Annotated in this window: 20 protein-coding genes; 13 read left to right on the top strand and 7 right to left on the bottom strand. The window is 71.8% G+C overall.

Translation table 11 applies throughout. The features are described from left to right. Positions 1–72 precede the first annotated feature (72 nt). The 12 genes from ACIRPU_RS01465 (at position 73) to ACIRPU_RS01410 (ending at position 17,253) form a co-directional block, all read left to right on the top strand. Positions 73–1,422, top strand: a complete 1,350-nt coding sequence (locus ACIRPU_RS01465) for an ABC transporter substrate-binding protein (RefSeq protein ID WP_403860136.1) — start codon at positions 73–75, stop codon at positions 1,420–1,422. Positions 1,423–1,424: 2 nt separating this feature from the next. Beyond that, complete coding sequence (locus ACIRPU_RS01460) at positions 1,425–2,366, top strand: sugar ABC transporter permease (RefSeq protein WP_355701391.1); 942 nt, start codon at positions 1,425–1,427, stop codon at positions 2,364–2,366. A 5-nt stretch (positions 2,367–2,371) separates the two neighbouring features. Next, positions 2,372–3,265 (top strand): carbohydrate ABC transporter permease, encoded by an 894-nt coding sequence (locus ACIRPU_RS01455; protein ID WP_355701392.1) that lies wholly within the window; start codon positions 2,372–2,374, stop codon positions 3,263–3,265. A 92-nt stretch (positions 3,266–3,357) separates the two neighbouring features. Next, complete coding sequence (locus ACIRPU_RS01450) at positions 3,358–4,623, top strand: 6-phospho-beta-glucosidase (RefSeq protein ID WP_403860132.1); 1,266 nt, start codon at positions 3,358–3,360, stop codon at positions 4,621–4,623. Then, the gene (locus ACIRPU_RS01445; protein ID WP_403860129.1) at positions 4,614–5,588 is read left to right on the top strand and encodes an N-acetylglucosamine kinase; all 975 of its coding nucleotides are present in this window, start codon (positions 4,614–4,616) and stop codon (positions 5,586–5,588) included. Before ACIRPU_RS01450 ends, ACIRPU_RS01445 begins: the two co-directional genes overlap by 10 nt. Positions 5,589–5,751: 163 nt before the next feature. Next, positions 5,752–7,179, top strand: a complete 1,428-nt coding sequence (locus ACIRPU_RS01440) for a hypothetical protein (RefSeq protein ID WP_403860125.1) — start codon at positions 5,752–5,754, stop codon at positions 7,177–7,179. Between the two features lie 122 nt (positions 7,180–7,301). Next, positions 7,302–8,333: a glutamate ABC transporter substrate-binding protein gene (locus ACIRPU_RS01435; protein ID WP_403860122.1), complete on the top strand. Its 1,032-nt coding sequence runs from the start codon at positions 7,302–7,304 to the stop codon at positions 8,331–8,333. Positions 8,334–8,405: 72 nt separating this feature from the next. Beyond that, entirely contained in the window at positions 8,406–9,740 is a 1,335-nt protein-coding gene (locus ACIRPU_RS01430) for a hypothetical protein (protein ID WP_403860119.1), read from the top strand. Positions 9,741–9,742: 2 nt separating this feature from the next. Beyond that, positions 9,743–12,373, top strand: coding sequence for a tetratricopeptide repeat protein (locus ACIRPU_RS01425; RefSeq protein ID WP_403860116.1), 2,631 nt, complete (start codon positions 9,743–9,745; stop codon positions 12,371–12,373). 3 nt (positions 12,374–12,376) lie between these two features. After that, positions 12,377–13,936: a PP2C family serine/threonine-protein phosphatase gene (locus ACIRPU_RS01420; RefSeq protein WP_403860112.1), complete on the top strand. Its 1,560-nt coding sequence runs from the start codon at positions 12,377–12,379 to the stop codon at positions 13,934–13,936. Between the two features lie 149 nt (positions 13,937–14,085). Then, positions 14,086–15,432 (top strand): VWA domain-containing protein, encoded by a 1,347-nt coding sequence (locus tag ACIRPU_RS01415; RefSeq protein WP_403860109.1) that lies wholly within the window; start codon positions 14,086–14,088, stop codon positions 15,430–15,432. Between the two features lie 48 nt (positions 15,433–15,480). Beyond that, positions 15,481–17,253, top strand: coding sequence for an FHA domain-containing protein (locus ACIRPU_RS01410; protein WP_403860106.1), 1,773 nt, complete (start codon positions 15,481–15,483; stop codon positions 17,251–17,253). On the opposite strand, the gene ACIRPU_RS01405 is transcribed toward ACIRPU_RS01410, so the two are convergent. Continuing rightward, positions 17,250–18,278 (bottom strand): methyltransferase domain-containing protein, encoded by a 1,029-nt coding sequence (locus ACIRPU_RS01405; protein WP_403860103.1) that lies wholly within the window; start codon positions 18,276–18,278, stop codon positions 17,250–17,252. The two genes, ACIRPU_RS01410 and ACIRPU_RS01405, sit on opposite strands and share 4 nt — an antisense overlap. A gap of 99 nt (positions 18,279–18,377) precedes the next feature. Here ACIRPU_RS01405 and ACIRPU_RS01400 point away from each other — a divergent pair, with 99 nt between their 5' ends. Next, entirely contained in the window at positions 18,378–18,791 is a 414-nt protein-coding gene (locus tag ACIRPU_RS01400; RefSeq protein ID WP_384114277.1) for a globin, read from the top strand. A gap of 112 nt (positions 18,792–18,903) precedes the next feature. Here ACIRPU_RS01400 and ACIRPU_RS01395 read toward each other — a convergent pair whose 3' ends face one another. The 6 genes from ACIRPU_RS01395 to ACIRPU_RS01370 all read right to left on the bottom strand — a co-directional run bounded on the left by ACIRPU_RS01395 (position 18,904) and on the right by ACIRPU_RS01370 (position 26,231). Then, positions 18,904–19,584 carry a hypothetical protein gene (locus tag ACIRPU_RS01395; protein WP_403860099.1) on the bottom strand — a complete coding sequence of 227 codons (681 nt, stop codon included), beginning with the start codon at positions 19,582–19,584 and terminating at the stop codon, positions 18,904–18,906. Next, the gene (locus tag ACIRPU_RS01390; protein ID WP_403860096.1) at positions 19,581–19,991 is read right to left on the bottom strand and encodes an acyl-CoA thioesterase; all 411 of its coding nucleotides are present in this window, start codon (positions 19,989–19,991) and stop codon (positions 19,581–19,583) included. Before ACIRPU_RS01390 ends, ACIRPU_RS01395 begins: the two co-directional genes overlap by 4 nt. A gap of 6 nt (positions 19,992–19,997) precedes the next feature. Beyond that, the gene (gene ettA, locus ACIRPU_RS01385; RefSeq protein WP_355701404.1) at positions 19,998–21,662 is read right to left on the bottom strand and encodes an energy-dependent translational throttle protein EttA; all 1,665 of its coding nucleotides are present in this window, start codon (positions 21,660–21,662) and stop codon (positions 19,998–20,000) included. 185 nt (positions 21,663–21,847) lie between these two features. After that, positions 21,848–23,266, bottom strand: coding sequence for a Cys-Gln thioester bond-forming surface protein (locus ACIRPU_RS01380; protein ID WP_403860093.1), 1,419 nt, complete (start codon positions 23,264–23,266; stop codon positions 21,848–21,850). Positions 23,267–23,612: 346 nt separating this feature from the next. Next, on the bottom strand, positions 23,613–24,101 hold the full coding sequence (locus tag ACIRPU_RS01375; protein WP_403860090.1) for a single-stranded DNA-binding protein: 489 nt from the start codon (positions 24,099–24,101) through the stop codon (positions 23,613–23,615). A gap of 357 nt (positions 24,102–24,458) precedes the next feature. Next, positions 24,459–26,231 carry a YfjP family GTPase gene (locus ACIRPU_RS01370; RefSeq protein WP_403861545.1) on the bottom strand — a complete coding sequence of 591 codons (1,773 nt, stop codon included), beginning with the start codon at positions 26,229–26,231 and terminating at the stop codon, positions 24,459–24,461. Positions 26,232–26,603 lie beyond the last annotated feature (372 nt).

Raw genomic sequence — 26,603 nt, 5'->3', positions numbered from 1 at the left:
CTCCACCCTGCTCCGCCGCACCTCGCCTCACCGCATTCCACTCACCCTGCCCTGTCCCTGGAAGGCTCCGCCATGCCCACACGCATACCCGTAGTCGTCCGAAAGGCGGCTTTTGCCCTCACCGCCTCCACGGCCCTCCTGCTCAGCACCACCGCCTGTACCGGCCAGTCCGCGACCGGCTCCGAAGACGACGCGTCCAAGGAGACGACCCTCACCTTCTGGCACGCCTGGAGCGCGCCGAACGAGGTGGCGGCCGTGAAGTCACTGATCGCGGGCTTCGAGAAGGCACACCCCAACATCCATGTGAACGTCGTCGGCAACATGACCGACGACAAGATCAACCAGGCGCTGCGCGCGGGCGGCACCAAGGCGCCGGACGTGATCTCGTCGTTCACCACCAACAACGTCGGCAAGTTCTGCTCGTCGGGCGCGCTCGTCGACCTCAACCCGTACTTCGAGAAGGCGGACATCGACCCGTCCACGACCTTCCCCAAGGCCATGAACGAGTACACCCAGTTCGACGGCGACCGCTGCGCCGTCCCGCTGCTGGGCGACGCCTACGGCCTCTACTACAACAAGACGGCGTTCGAGAAGGCGGGCATCACCACTCCCCCCAAGACCTGGTCCGAGTTCGAGGCCGACGCCAAGAAGCTGACGATCACCCAGGGGAACACGTTCAAGCAGCTCGGCTTCATGCCGAACTACCACGGCTGGGAGACGACCACCGAGCACTACCTCGGCCAGTTCTCCCCGACGTACTTCGACACGGCCGGCAAGTCGACCATCGCCACGGACCCGGCCGTCGCCTCCGCCTTCACCGTCCAGAAGAAGCTCGTCGACGACCTCGGCGGCTTCAAGAAGCTGGAGACGTTCCGCTCCACCCTCGGCGACGAGTGGGGCCCCAAGCACCCCTTCCAGACCGGTCAGGTCGCCATGCAGCTCGACGGCGAGTGGCGTCTCGGCATGGCCCTGGAGGCCAAGCCGGACTTCGAGATCGGCGTCGCCCCGCTGCCCGTCCCGGACGACCAGGCGGCCCAGTACGGCAAGGGCTACATCACCGGCACCATCGCCGGTATCGCCGCCACCAGCAAGAAGCAGAACGCGGCCTGGGAGCTGGTGAAGTACATGACCACCGACACGGACGCGGTCGTCGCCTTCTCCAACGCCATCCACAACGTGCCGTCCACGCTGGCCGCCCTGAAGTCCCCGGACCTCAAGTACGACGCGCGTTTCAAGACGTTCCTGGACATCGCCGCGAACCCGAACTCGACCACCTCCCCGGCGTCGATCAACGGCGGCGTCTACCTCACCACCGTGCAGCAGCTCGGCTACGACTACGAGAGCGGCAAGGTCACCGACCTGAAGGCCGGCCTGAACAAGGCGGCCGCGCAGATCGACACGGACATCGCGCAGGCGAAGTAACGATGACCACCCACACGTTGAGGGCGAAGCACCGGCGCTCGGCGCTGCGCACCCTCGCCTTCCTCTCGCCCTGGCTGATCGGTTTCGCGGTCTTCTTCGCGTACCCGATGATCTCGACGGTCTACTTCTCGTTCATGCACTACGACGGCTTCAAGCCGCCGACGTGGAGCGGCACGAAGAACTGGACCTACGTCTTCGAGCACTACCCCTTCTTCTGGCCGGCCCTGCGCAACACGCTCTGGCTCGTCGTGATCATGGTGACCATGCGCGTCCTGTTCGGACTCGGCATCGGCATGCTCATCACGAAGATCAAGACCGGTACGGGGGTCTTCCGCACCCTCTTCTACCTGCCCTACCTGGCCCCGCCGGTGGCCGCCACCATGGCCTTCGCCTTCCTCCTCAACCCCGGTACGGGCCCGGTCAACTCGATCCTGGAGAAGATCGGCATCCCGGCCCCGGGCTGGTTCAACGACCCGAGCTGGTCCAAGCCGGCCCTCACCCTGATGTTCCTGTGGGGGGTCGGCGACCTGATGGTCATCTTCATGGCCGCGCTGCTCGACGTACCGAAGGAGCAGTACGAGGCCGCGGAACTGGACGGCGCCTCGGCATGGCAGCGGTTCCGGTTCGTCACCCTCCCCAACATCTCGCCGATCATCATGTTCGCGGTCGTCACCGGCGTGATCGCGGCGATGCAGTGCTACACACAGCCCCTGGTCGCCGGAAAGGTCGCCTCCGGTGTGATCCAGGGCGCGGGCACCATGTTCGAGCCCGGCTATCCGGAGCACTCCACGCTCACCCTTCCCCAACTCGTCTACAACCTCGGCTTCCAGCGTTTCGACTACGGCTCGGCCTGTGTCGTGGCCCTGGTGCTGTTCGCCCTGTCGATGGCGTTCACCGCGCTGTTGATGCGACGCCGGGGCGGTCTCATCCAGGCAGGTGACTGACCCCTATGACCCAAGTACTGGACCGCCCGGCGGAGTTGCGGACACCCGCCACGCCCGCCGAGCGCACCGCCCGCCGCAGGGCGCTGCTGGAATGGATCGCGGTCCACTCCCTCGGCGTGGCCGCGGCCCTCTTCTTCACCCTCCCCTTCGTGTTCGTGTTCCTGACCTCCCTGATGAGCGACTCCCAGGCGCTCAGCCGGGACCTGATCCCGCACACCTGGGAGTGGGCCAACTACAGGAAGGTCTTCGACACCCCGGGCTTCCTCACCTGGTGGCGGAACACGCTGGTCTACGCCGGACTGGGCACGGTCCTCACCGTCGTCTCGTCCGTGCCCGTGGCGTACGCGCTGGCCAAGTTCCGCTTCCGGGGCCGGAATCTGACGCTCATGCTGGTGATCTCGATGATGATGCTGCCCCCGCAGGTGGTCGTCATCCCGATGTACCTGTTCTGGGCGAAGCAGCTGGACCTGTCGGGCACCCTGTGGCCGATGATCATCCCGCTGGCGTTCGGCGACGCGTTCTCGATCTTCCTGCTGCGCCAGTTCCTGCTGACCATCCCGAACGAGTACCTGGACGCGGCGCGGGTGGACGGCTGCGGCGAGCTGCGCACCCTGCTGAAGGTCGTGCTGCCGATGGCGAAGCCCGGCATCGCCGCCGTCGCCCTCTTCCAGTTCTTCGCCGCCTGGAACGACTACTTCGGTCCGCAGATCTACGCCTCCGAAAATCCGAACGCGTGGACCCTCTCCTACGCCCTGGAGTCCTTCAAGGGCGCGCACCACACCGACTGGAACCTCACCATGGCGGCCACCGTGCTGGTCATGGCCCCCGTGATCCTCGTGTTCTTCTTCGCCCAGAAGGCGTTCGTCGAAGGTGTCACCCTCACCGGAGTAAAGGGTTAACAAGCCATGAAGCCACAGACTCCCGGGGGACGACCCCCGGCCCCCCGGCCGGCGAACACCGCCCCCGCCACCCGGAAGCGAGGCGCACACCGGTGAAACTCACCGTGGTCGGCGGCGGCTCGACCTACACACCCGAACTCATCGACGGCTTCGCCCGCCTGCGCGACACCCTCCCCGTGGAGGAGCTGGTCCTCGTCGACCCGGCGGCCGACCGCCTGGAACTCGTCGGCGGCCTCGCCCGCCGGATCTTCGCGCGGCAGGAGCACCCGGGCCGCATCGTGACGACGTCCGATCTGGACGCGGCCGTCGAGGGCGCCGACGCCGTGCTGCTGCAACTGCGCGTCGGCGGCCAGGCGGCGCGCCGGCAGGACGAGACGTGGCCGCTGGAGTGCGGCTGCGTCGGGCAGGAGACGACGGGGGCGGGCGGCCTCGCGAAGGCGCTGCGAACCGTCCCTGTGGTCCTGGACATCGCCGAACGGGTCCGCCGGACCAACCCGCACGCCTGGATCATCGACTTCACCAACCCGGTCGGCATCGTCACCCGCGCCCTCCTCCAGGCCGGCCACAAGGCGGTCGGCCTGTGCAACGTGGCGATCGGCCTCCAGCGGAAGTTCGCCGCCCTGCTCGACGTCACCCCCGCCGACATCCACCTGGACCACGTGGGCCTCAACCACCTCACCTGGGAGACCGGGGTGCGGCTGGGCGGTCCCGAGGGCGAGGACGTCCTGCCGGGCCTCCTGGCCGCCCACGCCGACACGATCGCCGCCGACCTGCGCCTGCCCCGCGTACTCCTGGACCGGCTGGGCACGATCCCCTCCTACTACCTGCGCTACTACTACGCGCACGACGAGGTCGTACGGGAGCTGCGCACGAAGCCGTCGAGGGCGGCGGAAGTGGCAGCGATGGAACGCCAGTTGCTGTCGCTTTACGCCGACCCGGCCCTGGACGAGAAGCCGGAGCTGCTGGCGAAGCGCGGCGGCGCCTACTACTCGGAGGCGGCGGTGGACCTGGCCGCGGCACTGCTGACCGGCTCCGGCAGCCCGTACCAGGTGGTGAACACCCTCAACCACGGCACGCTGCCCTTCCTCCCCGACGACGCGGTGATCGAGGTGCAGGCGGCGGTGGGCCCCAAGGGCCCGTCCCCGCTCCCCGTGCCGCCCCTCGACCCGCTCTACAGCGGCCTGATGGCGAACGTGACGGCGTACGAGGACCTGGCCCTGCGGGCGGCCCTGCACGGTGGCCGCGACCGGGTCTTCAAGGCCCTGCTGTCCCACCCCCTGGTCGGCCAGTACGAGTACGCCGAGCAGCTGACCGACCAGCTGATCGCACACAACCGGGAGCATCTCGCGTGGGCCTGACGGCAAGCGTGCTCGCCATCGACGCGGGCAACAGCAAGACGGACGTCGCGGTCGTGGCGGCCGACGGGGAGGTCCTCGCCACCGCTCGCGGCGACGGCTTCCGCCCGCCCGCGGTGGGCGTGACGGCGGCGGTGGACGCCCTCGCCGACACCGTCACGCGCGCGTACACGGCGGCCGGCGTCGACTCGGCGGTCCATGTCTCGGCCTGTCTGGCCAACGCGGACCTGCCGGTGGAGGAGGAGCAGCTGGCGGCGGCCCTGCACGCACGCGCGTGGGGCGCCTCCGTGGACGTCCGCAACGACACGTTCGCCATCCTGCGGGCGGGCGTCGCCGAACCCCGGGGGGTGGCCGTCGTCTGCGGCGCCGGCATCAACTGCGTCGGGATGCGCCCCGACGGCCGCACCGCCCGCTTCCCGGCCCTCGGCCGCCTCTCCGGCGACTGGGGCGGCGGCTGGGGCCTGGCCGAGGAGGCGATATGGCACGCGGCGAGGGCGGAGGACGGCAGGGGCGGACCGACGGCCCTCACCGACGCGCTCCCGTCCCACTTCGGTCTGCCGTCCATGTACGCCCTGATCGAGGCCCTCCACCTGGAGCACATCCCGCCGTCCCGCCGCCACGAACTGACCCCGGTCCTCTTCGGGACGGCGCGGGACGGGGACGCGGTGGCGCGCACGATCGTCGACCGGCTGGCGCAGGAGGTGGTGTCGATGGCGACGGCGGCCCTGACCCGTCTGGACCTTCTGGAGGAGGAGACACCGGTACTTCTGGGGGGAGGCGTTCTCACGGCCGGCCACGCGCGGCTGGACGACGGGGTAAGGGAGCTCCTGGCCGCGCGGGCGCCGAAGGCGGTGGCGAGCGTCGTACGGGAGCGCCCGGTGCTGGGGGCCGCGCTGCTGGGCCTGGACCGGCTGGGGGCCGGCGCCGACGTGCAGCGAAGGCTGCGGAGGCACTTCGACGCGGGGTGAGTGACCGCAGGTGTCCCCGAACACAACACGGGCCCCCACGACGGAACCGAACACCCACCCGACGCGTTTTCATGGACAGGGGTGACTGCGATCTGATCAAGATCCAGTGAAGGCCGGTGCGCATGACCGGTCCCGCCAGCGATACTGGCGGCGGTAGATGACCATGGGGGAGGTCAAAAACGTGGCCAACCAGGCACCAAGCAGCACCGTAGCGCCACTTGCGCCGGCTTCGCCGGTCGCGCCGGTCTCGGCGCCGTCGTCGACGCGCCGTACGGCGTTCGCCGAGGGCGTCGACAAGGCGCGCGCGGCGGCGACCACGGAGCCGGGCCGGCTCCGCATCATCGGCGCCTTCCTCGCCCTGCTCGTCCTCGCCTTCGGGGCCGTGACGGCCTGGCAGACGACCGACCGCGCGGCCGCCGCCGACGACGTGCTGCACAAGAGCCAGCCGCTCAGCACGGCCGCGGCCGACATCTACCGTGCGCTGGCCGACGCCAACACGGCGGCCTCCAGCGGCTTCCTGGCGGGGGGCCAGGAGACGGCGGAGTCCCGGCAGCGTTATGAGAAGGACATCGACGAGGCCGCCTCCAAGCTCGTCACGGCGGCCAACAACGCCGACCCCGATTCGCCCTCCACGGCGTTCATCACCAAGCTGAACACTCTGCTGCCCGAGTACAAGGGCCTGGTGGAGCGCGCGCGGACGTACAACCGGCAGGGTTTCCCGGTCGGCGGCGCCTATCTGCGCTACGCGAACCAGAAGATGCAGGGGGAGATGCTCCCGGCGGCCCAGGATCTCTACACGAAGGAGAACCAGCGCCTCGAGGACGACTACGCCGATGCCACCCCCTACCCGTGGGCGGCGATCGCGCTGGGCGTCCTCGCGCTGGCCGGTCTCTCCTGGGCGCAGCACCGCAACTACCGCCGTACGAACCGCGTCCTCAACCACGGCCTGGTCGCGGCCACGGCGACCACCACGGTCGTCCTGCTCTGGCTGGTCGTCGGCCACAGCGTGGCCCGCGCGGGCCTCAACGACTCCTACGACCACGGCGTCCGCTCGCTGAACGTCCTGCACGACGCCCGGATCGCCTCGCTCAAGGCGCGCGGCAACGAGAACCTCACCCTGGTGGCGCGCGGCGCCGAGACGGTGAAGGTGACGGCCGACGGCGAGGAGGTGACGCTGGACAAGTACGACCACGACTTCAGCACCGAGATCACCACCCTCGGCAAGGGCCTCACCCTCGCGGCGAAGCTCGCCGACGACCAGGCGGGCGAGAAGCCGGTCGCCTCGGCCGAGAGCAACATGGCCGAGTGGAAGAAGCGCCACACGGCGGCCCGCGAGCAGGACGACAACGGCAACTACGAGCAGGCCCTGGCCCTGGTGATCGGCGGCAAGGACGCGACCGGCGCCTGCTTCGACGGCGTCGACGAGAACCTCGCGAACGCGCTGGCGCACGAGCAGACCGAGTTCCGGCAGGCGGCCGGGGACGGTCTGGACGCGATGACCGGCCTGCCGATCGGCGCCGCCGTGCTCGCCGTGCTGGGCGCCGCGGGCGCGGTCGTCGGCATCGGCCGCAGGCTGTCGGAGTACCGGTGAACAGGCGTGGGCCGGTGAACGGGCGCGGATCGGTGAACAGGCCTCTGCCGGTGGGCAGGAGCCTGTCGGTGGGCGGCGGCGAACCGGCGGAAGGAGGCGCACCGGTGGAAGGGGGCGTGACGATGCGTGTGCGACGGGTGCGAGCCGGCCTCAGGGGCTGGGGCGGAGTGGGCGCGATGGCGGCCCTGTGCGCCCTCGCGCTGGCCTTCGTCCTGCTGCTGCCGTGGACGACCCGGTCGCCCGGCGACGGAAGCACCGGCCAGGCCGGCCAGGGCGTCGCCGCGGGCACCCAGGCGGCCGACGCCGACTGCACGGACCCGGAGAAACGGACGCCGGCGCCGTCGAGCGCGGACGGCACGACGATCGCTGAGATCAAGGCCCGGCAGGGCGAGAAGCGCAAGCTGATCGTCGGCGTCGACCAGAACAGCTACCGCTGGGGCTACCGCGACCCCAACAACACGGGCGCGGAGCTGGAGGGCTTCGACATCGACCTGGTCCACCGGATCGCCCAGGACATCCTCGGCGACCCGAACGCGGTCCAGTTCAAGGCCATCCCGACCAACCAGCGCATCCCGGCCATCCAGGAGGGCCGGGTCGACATGGTCGTACGCACCATGACGATCTCCTGCACCCGCCTCGACGACGTCGCGTTCTCCGCGCCCTACTTCAAGACGGGACAGCAGGTCCTCGCGCCCAAGTCCTCCACGATCAAGGGCTACGACGACACCCTGGCGAAGAAGAAGGTCTGCACGGCGACCGGTTCGACGGCCAACACCAAGCTGGTCGACGACAAGAAGTCCGGCAAGATCGCCTCCAGCGTCGTGATCGCCGCCCCCGTGCCCAACCAGCTCGACTGCCTGGTGCGGTTGCAGCTCGGCGAGGTCGACGCGGTGGTCACCGACGGCGCGCTCGCGGCCAGCCAGGCCGCCCAGGACCCCACGGTCGAACTCAAGGGCGCCCCCTTCACGACCGAGTACTACGGCGTGGCCATGGATAAGAAGGCCACGGATCTGGTACGCCGGGTCAACCAGATCCTGGTGGAGTACCGCGCGACCGGCTGGCAGGCGTCGTACGACAAGTGGCTGTCGGCGACACTGGGCACGGACGCGACCAAGTCGAAGCCGCCCGCGCCGCAGTACCTGAGCACGAGCTGACGGACCGGCGGGCAGGGCGGCAGGGCAGACGGCGGACAGAGCCGAGAGACCGACAGCAGCGAGAGGTGATCGATGGGCGTCACGGGACCCCCCGGGCCGGTGATGGACCGGGACGAGGTCGACCGTGCGCTGGCGCGGCTCGGCGCGGAGCACGAGGCGATCGAGACCTCGCTCCTCGCCCTCCAGGACCACGCGGGCCGCAGACTGCTCGAAGGCGCCGAACTCACCGGTGTCACCAAGGAACGCTGGGCGACCGCGGAGGCGTCGATCACGCTGCTGTGGACGTACTTCGACGCGTACACGGACGCGCTGCGCGGCGCCCGCGACATCCGCTCGCGCCGCCGCTGGTCCAGCCGCGAGGACCTGGCGGAGCTGACGGAAATGCTGCGCGGGGAGTCGGTCACGGTGGCGGGCTCGGCCGCCGGTACGGCCGCCACCGCCAACGCGCCCACGCTGCACGGCGCCGGCAGGCTCAGCCACAGCTTCTCCCTCACCACCCTCGTCGACCGGATGAACGAGCTCTACGCGTCCTCGCTCGACATGGTGGTGACCGCCGACGCGGTGTGGTCGGCGCTGCCCGCCCGGATAGATTTACTGGCCGCGGAGCTCCAGCGCACTCGCCGGCTCGCGCACTCCGTCGGCGTCCGACCGGGCGAGCACCCGGCGGGCGACGACCTGGAGCACATCACCCACACCCTGACCTCCCTGCGTGAGCAGGTGGTGTCGGACCCGCTCGCCTTCTGGGTGCCCGCGCAGGGCAGTTCGGCGCCGGGCGGCGGCCGTCCGGACACCACGGTGTACGACCGTGAGGCGCGCGCCCTGGAGGACGTGCGCCGGGAGATCGACGCCGTACTGACGGTCCGCCAGGACGCCGAGCAGCGGCTGGTGAAGCTGCGGGACGTCCTCAGCCGGGCCGACCGGACGCTCGCCGAGGCGCGCACCGCGCGCGGCGAGGTGCTCGCGAAGATCGCCGCGACGGAGGTACCGGTGGTCAGCGGACCGCCGACCGCGCTCCAGGAGCAGCTCGCGACGGCCGCCGAGTACCGCCGACGCGCGCAGTGGCACCGTCTGTCGCCGCTCCTGGAGTCCCTGGAGCAGAAGGCGGAGGACGAACTGCTGCGTGCCCGCGAGTCGTTGTCCGCGGTCACCCAGCCGCTGGCGGTCCGCGCGGAGCTGCGCGGCCGTCTCGACGCGTACAAGGCGAAGGTCGCCCGGCACGGGCTCGCCGAGGACCCGTTCCTCATCGAGCGCTACGACGCGGCGCGGCGCATGCTGTGGAGCGCGCCCTGTGATCTGCGCGTCGCCGAACAGGCCGTCCTGCGCTACCAGCAGGCGGCCGCCGAACTGCTCACGGCGCCCCGCGTGCCGGAGCAGGGCGGCTTTGAGGACCGTAGGGGGGAGCAGTAGCCATGAGTCAGGCAGGGCAGGCGTGTCAGCGGCCGGGCTGCGAGGGGGCGTACGAGGATGTGGGCGGCGGCGAGCTGTACTGCGACACCTGCGGTCTGGCCCCGGTCGTCTCGTCCGGGGGTTCCGGGGAAGGCCTGCTCGGCTCACCGCCGACCGGGGTGACCGGGGGCGGCAAGGGCTCGGCGGGCAGCGCCGGTTCACGTGCCAGCGGGCGCAGCGCCCGCAGTACGCGTACGTCGTCGCAGTCGTCGAAGTCGCGCCGCTCGGTGTCCGGGCGGCTGTCGCGGTCGGTGTCGGGCAAGTCGACGGGCCGTTCGGTGTCGGTGCGCAGCTCCGGCTCGACCGCCGGGTCCTCCGGGCGGGCCAGGCTCGGCGTCGGCCTGGTCACGGTGCCGCAGGTGCCGAGGCCCGACCCGCGCGTGATGGTGCAGGAAAACCCGGAGGTGCCGGAGCGCAAGCGGTTCTGCTCGCGCTCCGACTGCGGTGCCCCGGTGGGCCGTTCACGCGGCGAGCGGGAGGGACGCACGGAGGGCTTCTGCACCAAGTGCGGCCACCCGTACTCCTTCGTGCCGAAGCTGAAGGCCGGCGACGTCGTGCACGGCCAGTACGAGGTCGTGGGCGCTCTGGCGCACGGCGGGCTCGGCTGGGTCTACCTGGCGGTCGACCGCGCGGTCTCCGACCGGTGGGTGGTGCTCAAGGGCCTCCTGGACACCGGTGACCAGGACGCGATGGCCGCGGCGATCTCCGAGCGGCGCTTCCTCGCCGAGATCGAGCACGCCAACATCGTGCGGATCTACAACTTCGTCGAACACCTCGACCAGCGCACCGGCTCGCTCGACGGCTACATCGTCATGGAGTACGTCGGCGGCAAGTCCCTCAAGGAGATCGCCAACGACCGGCGCACCGCGCAGGGCAAGCGGGACCCACTGCCCGTGGAGCAGGCGTGCGCGTTCGGCATCGAGGCGCTCGAGGCGCTCGGCCATCTGCACAGCCGCAACCTGCTGTACTGCGACTTCAAGGTCGACAACGCGATCCAGACCGAGGACCAGCTCAAGCTGATCGACATGGGCGCGGTCCGGCGAATGGACGACGACGAGTCGGCCATCTACGGCACGGTCGGCTACCAGGGCCCGGAGGTCGCGGAGGTCGGCCCGTCGGTCGCGTCCGACCTGTACACGGTGGGCCGCACGCTCGCCGTCCTGACCTTCGACTTCCAGGGCTACACGACCGTCTTCGCCGACTCGCTGCCCGACCCCGACAACATCGAGGTCTTCCGCCAGTACGAGTCGTTCTACCGGCTGCTGGTCCGCGCGACCGACCCCGATCCGGCCCGCAGGTTCGCCTCCGCGCAGGAGATGGCGGAGCAGCTGACGGGCGTGCTGCGTGAGGTCGTCTCGCTCCAGAGCGGCCGGGCCCGGCCCGCGCTGTCGACCCTGTTCGGGCCGGAGGTCAAGGTCACGGACACGGAACTGTTCCCGAAGCAGACCGGCGAGGTGTCACGGCTGGGGACGCGGGTCGCCGTCAAGTCGTCGCGTGCGTTCGGCGGTTCGGGCTCCGCTCCGGCCCTGCCCGGCGCCGCTCCCGCCCTCGTCGGCGCCGCTCCCGCCCTCGCCGGTGGCTCCGTGCCGCCGGGTGTCGGCGGTGTCGCGTCGCACGGCGCCGGGAGCACCGTCGCCGTGCGGGCTGTCACCCCCGGCCTCGTGAAGACCGTGCCCGCTCCCGCCGCCGCGCTCGCGCTGCCCGCGCCGCACGTCGACGCCACCGACCCCAACGCGGGTTTCCTCGCCGGTCTGCTGGCGTCCGCGCCGGCCGAGCTGATCACGGCTCTCGCGGCCGCGCCCGCGCCGTCGGTCGAGACCCGGCTGCGCCAGATCCGCGCCTGGCTGGAGAACGGCGACCACCAGGCCGCCCTCATGTCCCTCCAGAAACTGGAGGGTGAACGGCCCGACGACTGGCGGGTGGTCTGGTACCGGGGCGTGACCTCGCTGGTCACCGGCGACCACGAGGGCGCGGCGCTCGCCTTCGACGCCATCTACGACGCCTTCCCCGGCGAACCCTCGCCCAAGCTGGCGCTCGGTCTGTGCGCGGAGGTGCTGGGGCAGCTGGACAACGCCGCCGAGTACTACCGCCTGGTGTGGTCGACCGACCCGAGCTTCGTGAGCGCCGCGTTCGGCCTGGCCCGCGTGCAGCTCGCGGCCGGGGACCGCCGCAGCGCCGTACGGACGCTGGAGTCGGTGCCGGAGTCCTCCATCCACTACACGGCGGCCCGGGTGGCCGCCGTGCGGGCCCGGCTCCGGGACCGGACCGCCCTCGCCTCCGACGTACCCTTCCTGGAGGACCTCACCGCCGCCGCGGCCCAGGTCGAGGCGCTGGACGCGTACGGTCTGGATCCGACGCGGCGCGAGCAGTTGTCCGCCGAGGTCCTCGGCTGTGCCCTCGACTGGATACTCTCCGGTGGCCAGGGCGCGGGCTCGGCCGCCCGGGTGCTGCTCGGCAGCGAACTGGACGAGCGGGGGCTGCGCTTCGGCCTGGAGCGCTCGTACCGCACGCTGGCCCGGCTGGCGACCGGCGGCGAGGAAAGGATCGACCTGGTGGAACGTGCCAATCGTTACCGCCCCCGGACGTGGGTGTAGTTGATGTCCCAGATGCCCCGGCAGGCCGCTCTGCCGACGTGTCCGAGCTGCGCGGAGCCGCTCGACGCGGGTGACCGTTTCTGCGGTGCGTGCGGATACGACCTGTCCGCCGTACCGGCGCGCCCGGACGACCACCCGACCCTCACGATGAACGGCTCGACCCTGCCGGCTCCCGCGGAAGCGGCGGCGGGGCCGACGGTGAGCGGTACGGCCGCGCCGGGAGCCGGCCTGAGCGGCATCGCCGCGAACGGACCCGGTGCGAGCAGTGCCGCTGCGCGAAGTGCCGGTGCGAGCAGTGCCGGTGCGCGTGGTGTCGCCACTGCGGCGCTGCCTCCGGACGGCGCGCTGCCGTCACCGGGCCCCGGCGTGCCGCCGCCTTCGGGTTCCGGAGGACCGGTCCCGCATTCGGGTTCCGGAGGACCGGTGCCGCCGCGGGGTTCCGGTGTGCCGGCTCCCGGCTCCCCGGTCCCGCCGCGTCCGGCCGCGTCCTCCGTTCCCGGCGCGTCCTCCGTTCCCGGCGCATCCGGTGTCACCGAAGGCGCCGGCGTCTCCGGCGTCCGGTTCGACCGGCCCTCGGAGCCCGACGAGTACGCCCTCCAGGCGCCGGACCCCCGGGTGGCCGCCGAGGCCGCCGCGGTGGCCGAGACCGCCCAGGTGTGCGTGGCCTGCCGGGCGGGCCGGGTCGACGACGACGGGTACTGCGAGAACTGCGGGCACGCCCAGCCGCGCGAACGCGACCACATGGAGCTGGAGTCGGGCCCCATGGCCGCCGTCAGCGACCGCGGTCTGCGCCACCACCGCAACGAGGACGCCTTCGGCCTCGCCCGCGCCGCCCTGCCCGACGGCTCGCCCGCGCTCGTGGCGATCGTCTGCGACGGCGTGTCCTCCGCGACCCGCCCCGACGACGCCTCCCTCGCCGCGTCCAAGGCGGCGAGGGAGGCGCTGCTGGCCGCCCTGCCACAGGGCACGCATCCGCAGCAGGCCATGCACGAGGCGATCGTCGCCGCCTCGTACGCGGTCAACGCGCTGGCCGACGAGCCGGCCACGGCCCGTGAACACGTCCCGCACCAGAACGCCCCGGCCTGCACCCTCGTCGGGTCGATCGTCACGCCCGCGCTGCTCGTCGTCGGCTGGGTCGGCGACAGCCGCGCCTACTGGGTCCCGGCGGACCGCAGTTCGCCCCCGGCCCGGCTCACCGAGGACGACTCGTGGGCCGCGCAGATGGTCGCCGCGGGCCTGATGAGCGAGGCGGAGGCGTATGCCGACGAGCGCGCCCACGCGATCACCGGCTGGCTCGGCGCCGACGCCTACGAACTGGAGCCGCACACCGCTTCCTTCAAGCCGGACCGGCCTGGTGTGGTGGTGGTGTGCACGGACGGCCTGTGGAACTACGCGGAGGCGGCCGAGGACATGGCCGAGGTCGTCCCGCCGGACGCCACCGCGCGCCCTCTGCACAGCGCACGCGTCCTGGTCGGCCACGCCTTGGACGGCGGGGGCCACGACAACGTAACAGTGGCCGTCGTGCCGTTCCCCGCCCCCGCGCAGGGGGCAGGATCGGCCTGAGGCCGCAAACAGGGAAACACCGGAGAACACCGGAAAACACGGGGAAACACGGGAAGCACGGGGAAGCACGCGTACGGACCGGTGGGGACCGGTCCGTATTCAGACATCGCCCCGCGAACGTGGGGTTTCCGAGGGGGATTTGAGTAGGCATGGCCATTTTCTCGAAGTCGAACGTGCCGCAGTTCTCGGTGGACGTCTATCAGAACGAGTACCTGCCCGAGGGCGGCCGCGAGGTCAACGCGATCGTCACGGTCACCGCCACCGGCGGCGGCACGGTGGGCAGCGCGGCAGCCGCGCCGCATCTGTACTCGCCGAGCCAGGGCCCGTCCGCCGCCGTGGCGATCATGGTGGACTGTTCGGGCTCGATGGACTACCCGCCGACCAAGATGCGCAACGCCCGCGACGCCACCGCCGCCGCCATCGACACCCTGCGCGACGGCGTCCACTTCTCGGTGATCGGCGGCACCCACGTCGCCAAGGAGGTCTACCCGGGCGGGGGCCGGCTCGCGGTCGCCGACGCGACCACCCGCGAGCAGGCCAAGCAGGCGCTGCGCCGGCTGAGCGCGGGCGGCGGCACGGCGATCGGCACCTGGCTGCGGCTGGCCGACCGACTGCTGTCGACGGCGGACGTCGCCATCCGGCACGGCATCCTGCTCACCGACGGCCGCAACGAGCACGAGTCGCCGCAGGACCTCAAGACCGCCCTCGACGACTGCGCCGGACGTTTCACCTGTGACGCCCGCGGCGTGGGCACCGACTGGGAAGTGAAAGAAGTCACAGGGATCGCCTCCGCCCTGCTCGGCACCGCCGACATCGTCGCCGACCCGGCCGCTCTCGCCGCCGACTTCACGCAGATGATGGAGACGGCGATGGGCAAGGAGGTCGCGGACGTCGCGCTGCGGCTGTGGACCCCGGTCGGCACCGCCATCAAGTTCGTCAAGCAGGTCGCGCCGACGGTCGAGGAGCTGACCGACCGCCGTACGGAGGCGGGCCCCCGCGCGGGCGACTACCCCACCGGTTCCTGGGGCGACGAGTCCCGCGACTACCACGTGTGCGTCGAGGTCCCGGCCGCGAACGTCGGCCAGGAGATGCTCGCCGCCCGGGTCTCCCTGGTGATCCCCCAGCCGGACACCACGGTCCAGAACCTCGGCGCGCAGGGTCTCGTACGGGCCGTGTGGACCGACGACATGTCCGCGTCCACGTCGATCAACCCTCAGGTCGCGCACTACACGGGCCAGGCCGAACTGGCACAGGTCATCCAACAGGGGCTGGATCTTCGCAAAGCGGGCGATATGGATGGAGCAACGGCGAAACTGGGCCGGGCCGTTCAGCTCGCGAGCGCCTCGGGTAACGGTGATACTGCGAAACTGCTTGCGAAGGTGGTGGACGTCGTCGACGCCACGACAGGTACTGTGCGACTGAAGGCGAAGGTCACGGACGCCGACGAGATGACGCTCGAGACCCGGTCCACAAAGACTGTTCGTGTAAAGAAGTGACCTGAACGCGCTTGAGGGACACCGAACGAGAGAGGGGGACGCGCCGACATGCCGACCTGCCCGAACGGACACCAGTCGGGTTCCGACGACTGGTGCGAGGTCTGCGGTCACCGCATGGCCGGTGCCGTACCTCCGCCCCCTCCCCCGCCGCCCCCGCCCGCCGGCGGCTACGGCTTCCCGCCGCCCCCGCCCGGCCAGGGCGGCCAGCCCGGCGGACGGCACCTGTCCTCCGTGCCGGACCACGAGCCCGAGCTCTGCCCGCAGTGCCGCACACCCCGTGAGGGCGGTGCGCCGTTCTGCGAGGAGTGCCGCTGGAACTTCCTGACCAACACGGCCACCTCGTACACCCCTGCCGCCCCACGCTCACCGGTGCCGGGCCAGGGTGCCCCGGGTCCGGGTGGCCAGGGTGGTCCGGGCCAGAGTGGTCCGGGTGGTCCGGGTGGCCAGGGTCCTGGTGGTCCTGGGGGTCCGGGCGGTCCCGGTGGGCGCTTCCAGCCGCCGCCCCCCTCCTACGGGGGCAGCGACTCCTTCGAGTACCAGAGCTCCCGCCCGTCCCAGATGAACCGTCCCGCCGAACCGATCCCGCCGTTCGGCGGCGAGCCGTCGGGCCCGGGCGGTCAGGGCAGGCACGGTGGACAGGGCGGTCCTGCCGGTGGTCCGCCGCCGGGCGCCTTCGGGCGGGACCCCTCCGGCCAGGGCGGCGATCCCTTCGGGCGCGAACCGTCCGGCCCCGGCGGCCGTCCTCCCGGCCCGCCCGGCGACCCCTTCGGACGTGAGCCGTCGGGTCCGCCCTCCGACCCCTACCGACGTGAGCAGACCGGCCAGGCCTCCGATCCCTTCGGCCGCGAGCCCGGCGGTCCCGGTGGCGGCCAATTCGGCCGCGAGCCCGGCGGCCCAGGCGGTCCCGGCGGCGATCCCTTCGGGCGCGGCCCCGGCGGCCCCGGCGGCCCAGGCGGTCCCGGTGGCGATCCCTTCGGGCGCGAGCCGTCCGGACCCGGCGGCCGTCCTCCGGGTCCGCCCGGCCCCGGCGGCCAGTCCGGCTTCGGTGCCGACCCCTCGCGACCGGTTCCGCCGCCGCCCGGGCCCACGCCCACGGCCGGTCCCGGCATACCGGGCCAGGGCGGCTTCGGCGGCGTCCAGAACGACCCCAGGAACCAGAACCAGGGCGGCCCCGGGGCTCCGCAGGCCTTCCAGCCGTCCGGCCCGACGGCCCCGTCCGGCTTCCCGCAGGAGACGGGCCGTCCGCAGCCCTTCGGCGGCGCCGACGACGACTGGGTGATCTCGCCGCCGTCGCACACCGGCCCCGGCCAGGGCATGCCCGGCGGCCCCGGCCCGGCTCAGGGCGGCGGCTACGGCTACCCGCAGCCCGGCGCCACCCAGGCACCGCCGCCCGGCCCCGCCTACCAGCAGCAGCCGGCCACCTGGTCGGTGACCATCGGCCCGGACCGCGCGTACTTCATGGCGATGATGCACCGCTCGGGCCCCGAGGCCGCGGGGCTCAACCTGCCCGCGTACTCGCCCGAGCAGCAGCGCACGCTCACCGGCAACCAGTTCACCATCGGCCGCCGCCGCCACTCCACCGGGGAGACGCCAGACCTGGACCTGTCGGTGCCGCCGGAGGACCCGGGCGTCTCGCACCAGCACGCGGTGCTGGTCCAGCAGCCGGACGGCAGCTGGGCGGTCGTCGACCAGAACTCGACGAACGGCACCACGGTCAACGGCTCGGAAGAACCGATCCAGCCGTTCGTCCCGGTGCCGCTCCAGGACGGCGACCAGGTGCACGTCGGCGCCTGGACGACGCTCACGATCCGCCGCGGCTAGGCCTCGACGAGGCCCGGACCGGACGTACCCGACGAGCCCGACGAACCCGGCAGGGGCCACGCGTACGGCCCCTCCGGTTCGTCGAGCCACGCCCACGCGTGCTCGGCGCCGACCGTGATGCCGTACCGCTCCCGCCCCGGCATCCCCTCGCGCTCCCACAGGACGGACGCCTCCTGGGGGTCGAGGGCGCCCCGGGTCAGGGCCAGCAGGAAGCGGAACAGGTCGCTCTCCCTGGCCCGGTGCGGCACCCCGGTCAGCGCCACCGGCTCCGGCTCGGGCCGGTCCGACCCGCGCAACGGCACGAAGTAGGCCGGGGTCCGCAGGAAGTGGCCCTCGGCGTGTCCGGCGTCCCGGACGGTCAGCGCGATCAGCCCGGTGGCCAGCGGCGCCAGGATCAGGGCTCCGGGGGTGCACTGGGCGAGCCAGACGCGCGGGACGGACGCCAGCGTGCAGGTCGCGATGATCCGGTCGAAGGGGGCGCGTTCGGGCACCCCGCGCGCGCCGTCCCCGGTGACGACGGTCGGCCGGTACCCGGCGTCGTCGAGGTGCCGACGGGCGGACTCGGTGATCTCCGGATCCAGGTCGACGGTGGTGACGTTCCCGTCGCCCAGCCGGTACGACAGCAGCGCCGCGTTGTACCCGGTGCCCGCGCCGATCTCCAGGACCCGGTCGCCGTCCTCGATCCGCAGCTCGGCCAGCATCAGCGCCATCAGCGAGGGCTGGCTGCTGGAGGAGAGCAGCACGCCGTCACGCAGCCTGGTGGCCAGCGGGACGTCCTCGTACGCCCCCCGCACCCATTGCTCCCGGGTACGCGGGTCGGGGCTCCCGCCCCAGCGCCGCTCATAGCCGCCGAACCCGCCGACGTAGTAGTACGGCACGAAGAGGTGGCGCGGGACCGCCGCGAAGGCCTCCGCCCAGCGCGGATCGGCGGCGAAGGCCCCGCTCGCCTCGATCTCGCGCAGCAGCGCGGCCCGCGCCGATGCCGCGAGGCCTGCCAGCTCCTTGTCGAGTGCGTCCGCGCTCATGACTCCACTGTGCGGCGCGCGGCTCCGGGAAGCGAGCTGCTGGGAGGGGCCGAAAGGGCGGTCCTAAGCCTCAAGTCCTCCGTCTTCCGGTCTGAGACCATGGGAGGCGTGAAAGAGATTCGGCGCGGCACGCTTCAGGAGCAGACCTTCTACGAGCAGGTCGGTGGGGAGGAGACCTTCCGCCGACTGGTCCACCGTTTCTACGAGGGAGTCGCCGAGGACCCGATCCTGCGGCCCATGTACCCGGAGGCGGACCTGGGTCCGGCCGAGGAGCGTTTCGCGCTGTTCCTCATGCAGTACTGGGGCGGTCCGACGACCTACAGCGAGCACCGCGGCCACCCGCGACTGCGTATGCGGCACGCCCCCTTCGTCGTGGACCGGGCCGCGCACGACGCCTGGCTGAAGCACATGCGGGTCGCGGTCGACGAGCTCGGTCTGTCCGAGGAGCACGAGCACACCCTGTGGAACTACCTGACGTACGCGGCGGCGTCGATGGTGAACACCCCGGAGTAGACCCCGACGGGAAGTACGGGCCGGGGAGGTCCGGGGCACGTCGGAGGGCGTGACGGGGGGCGCCTCAGGGGACGGGACGGGACGGGGGACCTGGCGCGGCGGACGACGAGGGTCAGCGCACGCTGACGTCGAGCATCCCCAGCCGCCCCGCCCGCCGGACGGCGATCGACCCGTACGGTGTGCGCAACCGCAGCCACGCGCCGAAGGAGAGCAGTTTCAGCTCGCCCGAAGCCGTCGAGGGCCGCAGGAATCCGAGCGACTGGGCCGCGTGCACGGCGCGCACGGGAAGTCCGGTGTCCCCGACCGTCCGGGACCAGATCTCCCGCCCGATCCGGTCGAGTTCGGCCCGGGTCCGCAGTTCGGCCGTCAACTCCTCGGTGCGGGACCGGAATTCGGCGACGGCCGCGCCGACCATCGCACGCAGCGCGTCCGCGGCGGGCAGCCCCGCCTCGGGCCGCCATCCACCGCGCGGCGGCAGCACACCGGCCCACGGCGGCCCGGTGACGGCCGCGGGAACGGCGGCCGTCGCGGCACTCTCGTCGACGGACTCCAGCAACTCCCCCGCAGACACGGTCACGTCGAGCATGACGTCGAGGCCGTTCTCGTACGGCTTGGCCAGCCGGACCGCGCGGATCGCGAGCACCTCGAAGGAGGGCGGCCGGCCGAAGACGGCGAGCGCGGTGCCGGACGCCTGGAGCCGCACTGCCGCTCCACGGTCGTAGTGGAGCAGCCGGGAGAGGAAGGCCGCGAAGTCCGCCGCCTCCCCCTCGTCGGCGAGGTGGAGCACCGTCATGCGGCGACGGCCTCCTCGTCGTCGTCCCGGTACTCGGCGAGGAAGTCACGCTCCTCGGCGGTGAGCCGGCGCGGCCGCTGCGCCTCGAAGTCGAACGGCACGATCACCGTGGAGGCGGTGACATAGACCTGGTCGCCGTCCTTCACCTCGTAGGTGATGGTGAAGGACGCGGCCCTGATCTGCGTGATCCACAGTTCGATGTCGACCGGGGAGTGCCGGTGGACGAGCTGCCGCTTGTAGTCGATCTCGTGGCGCGCCACCACGGACCCCTGCTTGAAGTTTTTCTCCGGGCGGAACAGGAAGTCGATACGTGCTTCCTCCAGGTAGCGGAGGAAGACCACGTTGTTGACGTGGCCGTACGCGTCCATGTCCGCCCAGCGCAGTGGGCAGCGGTAAGTGTGCCGCAAGATCGATCAGCCCCGGGTCAGCTTCTTGTAGGTGGCGCGGTGCGGACGCGCGGCGTCCGCGCCCAGCCGCTCGATCTTGTTCTTCTCGTACGACTCGAAGTTGCCCTCGAACCAGAACCACTTGGATTCGCCCTCGTAGGCGAGGATGTGCGTGGCGACCCGGTCCAGGAACCACCGGTCGTGGGAGACGACCACGGCCGCGCCCGGGAACTCCAGCAGCGCGTTCTCCAGGGAGGACAGCGTCTCGACGTCGAGGTCGTTCGTCGGCTCGTCGAGGAGGAGCAGGTTGCCGCCCTGCTTGAGGGTGAGCGCGAGGTTCAGACGGTTGCGCTCACCACCGGAGAGCACACCGGCCGGCTTCTGCTGGTCCGGGCCCTTGAAGCCGAACGCGGAGACGTACGCGCGGGACGGCATCTCCACCTGCCCGACGTTGATGTAGTCGAGCTCGTCGGAGACCACGGCCCACAGCGACTTCTTCGGGTCGATGTTCTCGCGGCTCTGGTCGACGTACGAGATCTTGACGGTCTCGCCGACCTTGATGGAACCGGAGTCCGGATCCTCGAGCCCCTGGATCATCTTGAAGAGGGTGGTCTTGCCGGCGCCGTTCGGGCCGATGATCCCGACGATGCCGTTACGCGGCAGCGTGAAGCTGAGATCGTCGATGAGCACCTTCTCGCCGAAGGCCTTGGAGAGGTTGTTGACCTCGACGACGATGGAGCCCAGGCGCGGGCCCGGCGGGATCTGGATCTCCTCGAAGTCCAGCTTCCGCATCTTGTCGGCCTCGGCCGCCATCTCCTCGTACCGGGCGAGACGCGCCTTGGACTTGGCCTGACGCCCCTTGGCGTTGGACCGCACCCACTCGAGCTCTTCCTTCAGACGCTTCGCGCGCTTGGCGTCCTTCTGCCCCTCGACCTTGAGACGGCTCGCCTTGGTCTCGAGGTAGGTGGAGTAGTTGCCCTCGTAGGGGTGGGCGCGACCGCGGTCGAGCTCCAGGATCCACTCGGCGACGTTGTCGAGGAAGTACCGGTCGTGGGTGACGGCGACGACGGTGCCGGGGTACTTCGCCAGGTGCTGCTCCAGCCACTGCACGGACTCGGCGTCCAGGTGGTTGGTGGGCTCGTCGAGCAGCAGCAGGTCGGGGGCCTCGAGCAGCAGCTTGCACAGCGCGACACGGCGGCGCTCACCACCGGAGAGGTTGGTGACGGGCCAGTCGCCGGGCGGGCAGCCCAGGGCGTCCATGGCCTGCTCCAGCTGGGTGTCCAGGTCCCACGCGTTGGCGTGGTCCAGGTCCTCCTGGAGCTTGCCCATCTCGTCCAGCAGCGCGTCGGAGTAGTCGGTCGCCATCAGCTCGGCGACCTCGTTGAAGCGCTTGAGCTTGCCCATGGTCTCGGCCGCGCCGTCCTGCACGTTCTCCAGAACGGTCTTGGACTCGTCGAGCGGCGGCTCCTGGAGCAGCATCCCGACGCTGAACCCGGGCGACAGGAACGCGTCACCGTTGGAGGGCTGCTCGAGCCCCGCCATGATCTTCAGAACGGTGGACTTACCGGCACCGTTCGGCCCGACCACACCGATCTTCGCGCCGGGCAGGAAGCTCAGCGTCACGTCGTCAAGGATGACCTTGTCGCCGTGCGCCTTGCGTGTCTTGCGCATGGTGTAGATGTACTCAGCCAAGAGAAACCGTCCGGCAGCTTGAGATCTGGCAGTGGGCAGAGGGCAGATACACCCCATCTTGCCTGAGGTCCAGCCCTGGGTGTTAACCCATTCGGCCGGGGGGCTGTGACCTGGGGTTTCACGGTCGACGGTGGCGGCTCGTCCGTCACTGTGCGTCGTCGGCCGAGTGGCTTCGGACAGCCGGGTCAGTGGCGGGGTTCGTTCTCCTTGCGGCCCACGAGCAGCAGAGCCGCTCCGCCGATGACCACCAGGCCGATGGCGGTGCCCGCGATGAGGGGGGTGGCGCTGGTGCCGCCCGTCGCGGCGAGGTTGGTGTCGTCGGCGGTGGAGGTGCCGCCCACGGTGGCCGGGCTGGGCTCGCTGAGGGTCTGGGTGGTCAGGCCGGCGGTCTCGTCGGCCTGGGTCTCACAGTCCAGGACGCCGGTGAAGTGGCTTTCCACGCCTTGCGGGCCGTTGATCGTGAAGGCGTAGGCCTGGTCCTCCTGGAGCGGGATCGTCACCGTCCGGGACGCGCCGGCCGGAATGGTGTACTCGGTCTCCATCAGCTCGAAGGCGAAGACCTGGTCGCCCTGGTTGACGGCCGTGATGTCCACCCCGGTCTTCGCGCAGTTCTTCGCCGCGGACAGTGCCGGTATGGCGCCCTGCTCCGCCCAGGTCGCGCTCGCCGCCGCCGACACCGTCGACTCGCTGGAGCCGGCCAGGATCTGGGTCTGGCTGCGGCTCTCGGAGGTGAAGGCGCGGCCGACGGGGACGGTGGTCGAGGCCTGGACGGTCAGCTCGGCCGAGCCGTCGGCCGAGTCGGCGGGCACGTCGAAGAACAGCTGGCTGCCGTCCGTCACGGACGTCACCACCTTGCCGTCCTTGCCGACGATCCGTACGCCGCTGGTGGCGGCGTCCAGCGGAGGCGTCACCGTCACGCCGCTCGCGTTGGTGCGCACGGTCACCGGGCCGAGCAGTTCGCCGGGGTGACCGGAGACCGCGGGCGCCTCGAGGGTGAGCGACGCCTCGGGCTCCGCCACGGGGCGGGCCGCCTTCTGGAGGTAGTCCGCGAGCCGCTCGGCCTGCGGGTCGGCGGCGTCGACGTCCGCGCCGTCCGAGTAGCGCCAGATGGCCACCTGGGTGCCGGTGGCCGCGTCCTGCTCGGTGAGGCCGCCGTCGATGCCGGCCTTGTCCGCGAGCGAGGCCAGGTCGTTCACCTGGGGGTAGGAGTGCTGAAGGATCCAACGGATGCGGCCCGCGTCCTTGTTGGCGCCCAGCGAGGTGCCGCTCCAGGGTGTCTCCTGGTACTTGGCGTCCCTCTGCGTGGGGTTGTAGAGGTCGACGCAGTAGGTCTGCAGGGTGCCGCCGCCCTCGACGGACATCTCGAACAGCCCGGCCGAGACCTCCTGGTCGCCGCCGTCGGCGTGGATCACCGCGGCGCCGTAGGTCTTGAGGCCGCCTATCGTCGCGGTGGCGCCGCCCTGACTCTGCGTCACCTCGGCCGCGACAGCCGCGCCCGCACCGGCGATCACACCGACGGCGACGAGGCCGGACACCAACGCCGCCGCGCCGAGGCGGACCGCCCCTCGCCCACGCGCGAACGGCGCGGAGAACGAACAAATCACGCAATTCCCCTTCGAGCAGGACCCGTTGATGTGGGGGGTACGGGTCCCACCAGCAGAATCAGAAGCCCCGTGAGCCACGTCCGGCATCCTAGAGACGTCGCGCACCTCGCTTACCGGTCATCTCATCGGATCGCCGATCCGACTCGGAATCGTTATCCCCAAGATCGTCCAGAGGTCCGAGTTATCGACAAATCCCCTTGGTCACCCAAAGCGCCCGCGCCGACCAGTCGCCGTTCGGTCGGTGCCGGCCCGGTGCGGACGTTGACGCTCCGTCACCGCTCCGTCGCATGACCTCGCACCCCGCACCGCCCACACCGAGCCGACACCGCCCCGTCCTGCCCTCAGCTCACGTCACCGCCACCGGCTCACGACGCCGACGCCGCGGGGTGTCGGGTTCCGGCTCGGTGGCGTCGGCGGCCGGTGTCTCCCAGTCGGGCTCGGGCCGCGCCGGTGCGCCGACGGCCGTCGGCTCGGGTCGGCCGGACCGCCGGAAGGCGGAGGTGCCCCGTGAGATGTCGTGGCCGATCGCCACGGCGTCGATGTCCGCCGACGTCCAGTTCTGCTGTCCCTCGCGCGGCTCCGTACGCACCCTCAGCCTGCCCTGCACCATCACCGGGTCGCCGACGTTCAGCGAGGCCACCGCGTTGACGGCCAGTTGCCGGTTGGCCCACACCGTGAAGAAGTTGGTGTGCCCGTCGGTCCAGGTGCCCTTCTCGCGGTCCCAGTAGCGCGAGGTCACCGCCAGCCGGAACCTCGCCGACGCGCCCGCCGCCAGGTCCCGGTAGACCGGCTGCGTCGCCACGTTGCCGACCGCGCAGACCATCGTCTCGTTCATCGTGAACCCCTCCTCGCCGGACGGTCCCCCGCCCGGATACACGTACGGGCCCGTCCCGCACGGCTGCGTCCGCCGTGACGGCCGCGGCCCCTTCACCGCGTACCGCCACCGCCCTCGCGGCGACCGCATCGTCGCGATCACCGCGAAGCCAGACTGCCTCCGTCGGACCGGGCCCGCCGAGCCCTGTGGATCACCCACCGCCTGTGGAAAACTCCACCACCCGGACGAGTGATCCACGCCCTGCCACCTGTGGATCACTCCCGTTGGATCAATCCATGTGGATCACCCGTGCCGGGACAGACAACTCCTCGTGGATCACCCGTGTGGATCACCCCCCGTGGACCGCCGAACGGCACCTCACCGCGCGGCCGCCCCCACCCCCGTGACCCGCCCGTACTGCTCCCGGACCTCCCGGTACCGCAGCAGTTCCGCGGCGACGGGATCCAGTACGCGGGCCCGGCCGCACCCGGCCGCCGCCTCGCGCAATCGCCGCTCCGCGTCCTGCCCGTACCGCCGGGCCGGTCCCCGTGCCGCCAGCCGGCAGCTCCACTCGACGAGCGGGCCGCCGATGATGCCCGTCACCATCAGCAGCACCGGAACGCCGAGGTTCGGCGCCATCACCCCGATGATCTGTCCGAGCAGCCACAGCCCGCCGACCACCTGGAGCAGGGTCATGGACGCCTGTGCCAGCACGGCCACCGGCCACCAGCCGGGCCGCGGCGGCCGCCCCGGCGGCAGTCCGGCCCGCGCCGCCAACTGGTCCAGCGCCTCGGGCAGCCCTTGGGCACCGCGTACGGCCGACTCCCGCACGGCCTGCGCCCACGGCGTGGGCAGCCCCGCCGAGGCCCGTTCGGACACCGTGCGCACCGCCTGCTCGACGCGTTGCCGTGCCGTGGCCTCCTCGTCGGCCTGGGCGCGGGCCGGCAGCCGTCCGGTGGGAGGGTCGCTCCGGTCCTGTTGCCACCGCCACAGCCGCAGCCACGGCGTTCCGCACGCCCGGCCCGCGTTGCGCAGCCAGGCACGTTCGGCGGCCTCGCCCGCGGCGGTGGCGCCCACGGCGTCCGCCAGGCAGTCCGCGAACTCGTCCCGAGCCTCCTCGCTGAGCCCGATGCGCCGCCCGGTGGCGTAGACGGGCCGCAGCCGCCACGCGGCGGCGTCCACGTCGGCGGCGATCCGCCGGGCCGCCGCACCGCGCTCCATGACGAACTGGCCGAGCGCTTCGCGCAGTTCTCCGATGCCGTCGCCGGTCAGCGCGGACAGGGCGAGCACGGTCGCGCCCGGTTCACCGAACTCGCCGAGGGCGACGCCGTCCTCGTCGAGCAGGCGTCGCAGGTCGTCCAGGACCAGCTCGGCGGCCTCGCCGGGCAGCCGGTCGACCTGGTTGAGGACGATGAACATGACCTCGGCGTGGCCCGCCATGGGCCGCAGATAGCGCTCGTGGAGGATGGCGTCGGCGTACTTCTCGGGGTCGACGACCCAGATGACGGCGTCGACGAGCGCCAGAACGCGGTCGACCTGCTCGCGGTGCTGCACGGCCGCCGAGTCGTGGTCGGGCAGGTCGATCAGGACGAGCCCGCGCAGCTGCGCCTCCGCGTCCTGACTCTGCACCGGCCGCCTGCGCAGCCGGCCCGGGATGCCGAGCCGGTCGATCAGGGTCGACGCGCCGTCGCTCCAACTGCAGGCGATGGGCGCGGAGGTGGTCGGGCGGCGTACGCCGGTCTCCGAGATGTTCACTCCGGCGAGGGCGTTGAACAGCTGCGACTTGCCACTTCCGGTGGCGCCCGCGATGGCGACGACGGTGTGCTGACCGGAGAGCCTGCGCCGGGCCGCCGCCTCGTCGAGCACCCGGCCGGCCTCGGCGAGCGTCCGGCTGTCGAGCCGGGTGCGGGAGAGCCCCACGAGTTCGCGCAACGCGTCCAGCCGGGACCGTAGAGGCCCGTCGTACGTGAGCGGGGTCGAGGGCAGGGCGTTCCCGCCGCCACCGCCGACCCGGGTCTCCATGACGGCGGCCTGCTCGGCGGCGGAGGCCTCGCTCACGCGGCGGGCGATGAGCCCGTCGTCCCAGGCCCCGGCGGGGTCCGCACCTGGTTCCGCACCCGGCTCCGTACGCGCTTCCGCACCTGGTTCCATGTCGGGCTCCGTGTCGGGCTCCGTGTCGGGCCCCGGCCGGGGTTCCCTGCGGGAAGTCGCGGGTGGGCCGGCGCCGGGGGCCGTGCGAGGGGAGGTGATCCCGTCGGCGTCGGGTACGCGCGGGTGGACGGCCCCCTCCTGCGCCTGGGGCTTCTGCGCGGACACCTTCGCGGATCCCTCCGCGGCACGGCCGCCGTCCGCGTCCGCACGGTCCAGCGCCGACATCTGCGCCTGCTCCTGCACCCTGGCCTCCGAGTTCTCCCCCATCCCCAAGCTGCTGTCCTCCGCCCGCTCCAGATCCCTGCTGTCCCTGCTGTCCCTACCGTCCCGGCTGTCCCGGCTGTCCCTACTGTCGTTGTCCGTGTGGTCCTG

Source organism: Streptomyces sp. NPDC102259 (assembly GCF_044766465.1).
GTDB lineage: Bacteria > Actinomycetota > Actinomycetes > Streptomycetales > Streptomycetaceae > Streptomyces.
Note: the sequence above shows the minus strand (reverse complement) of the source record. Positions and strands in the feature narration are given on the sequence as shown.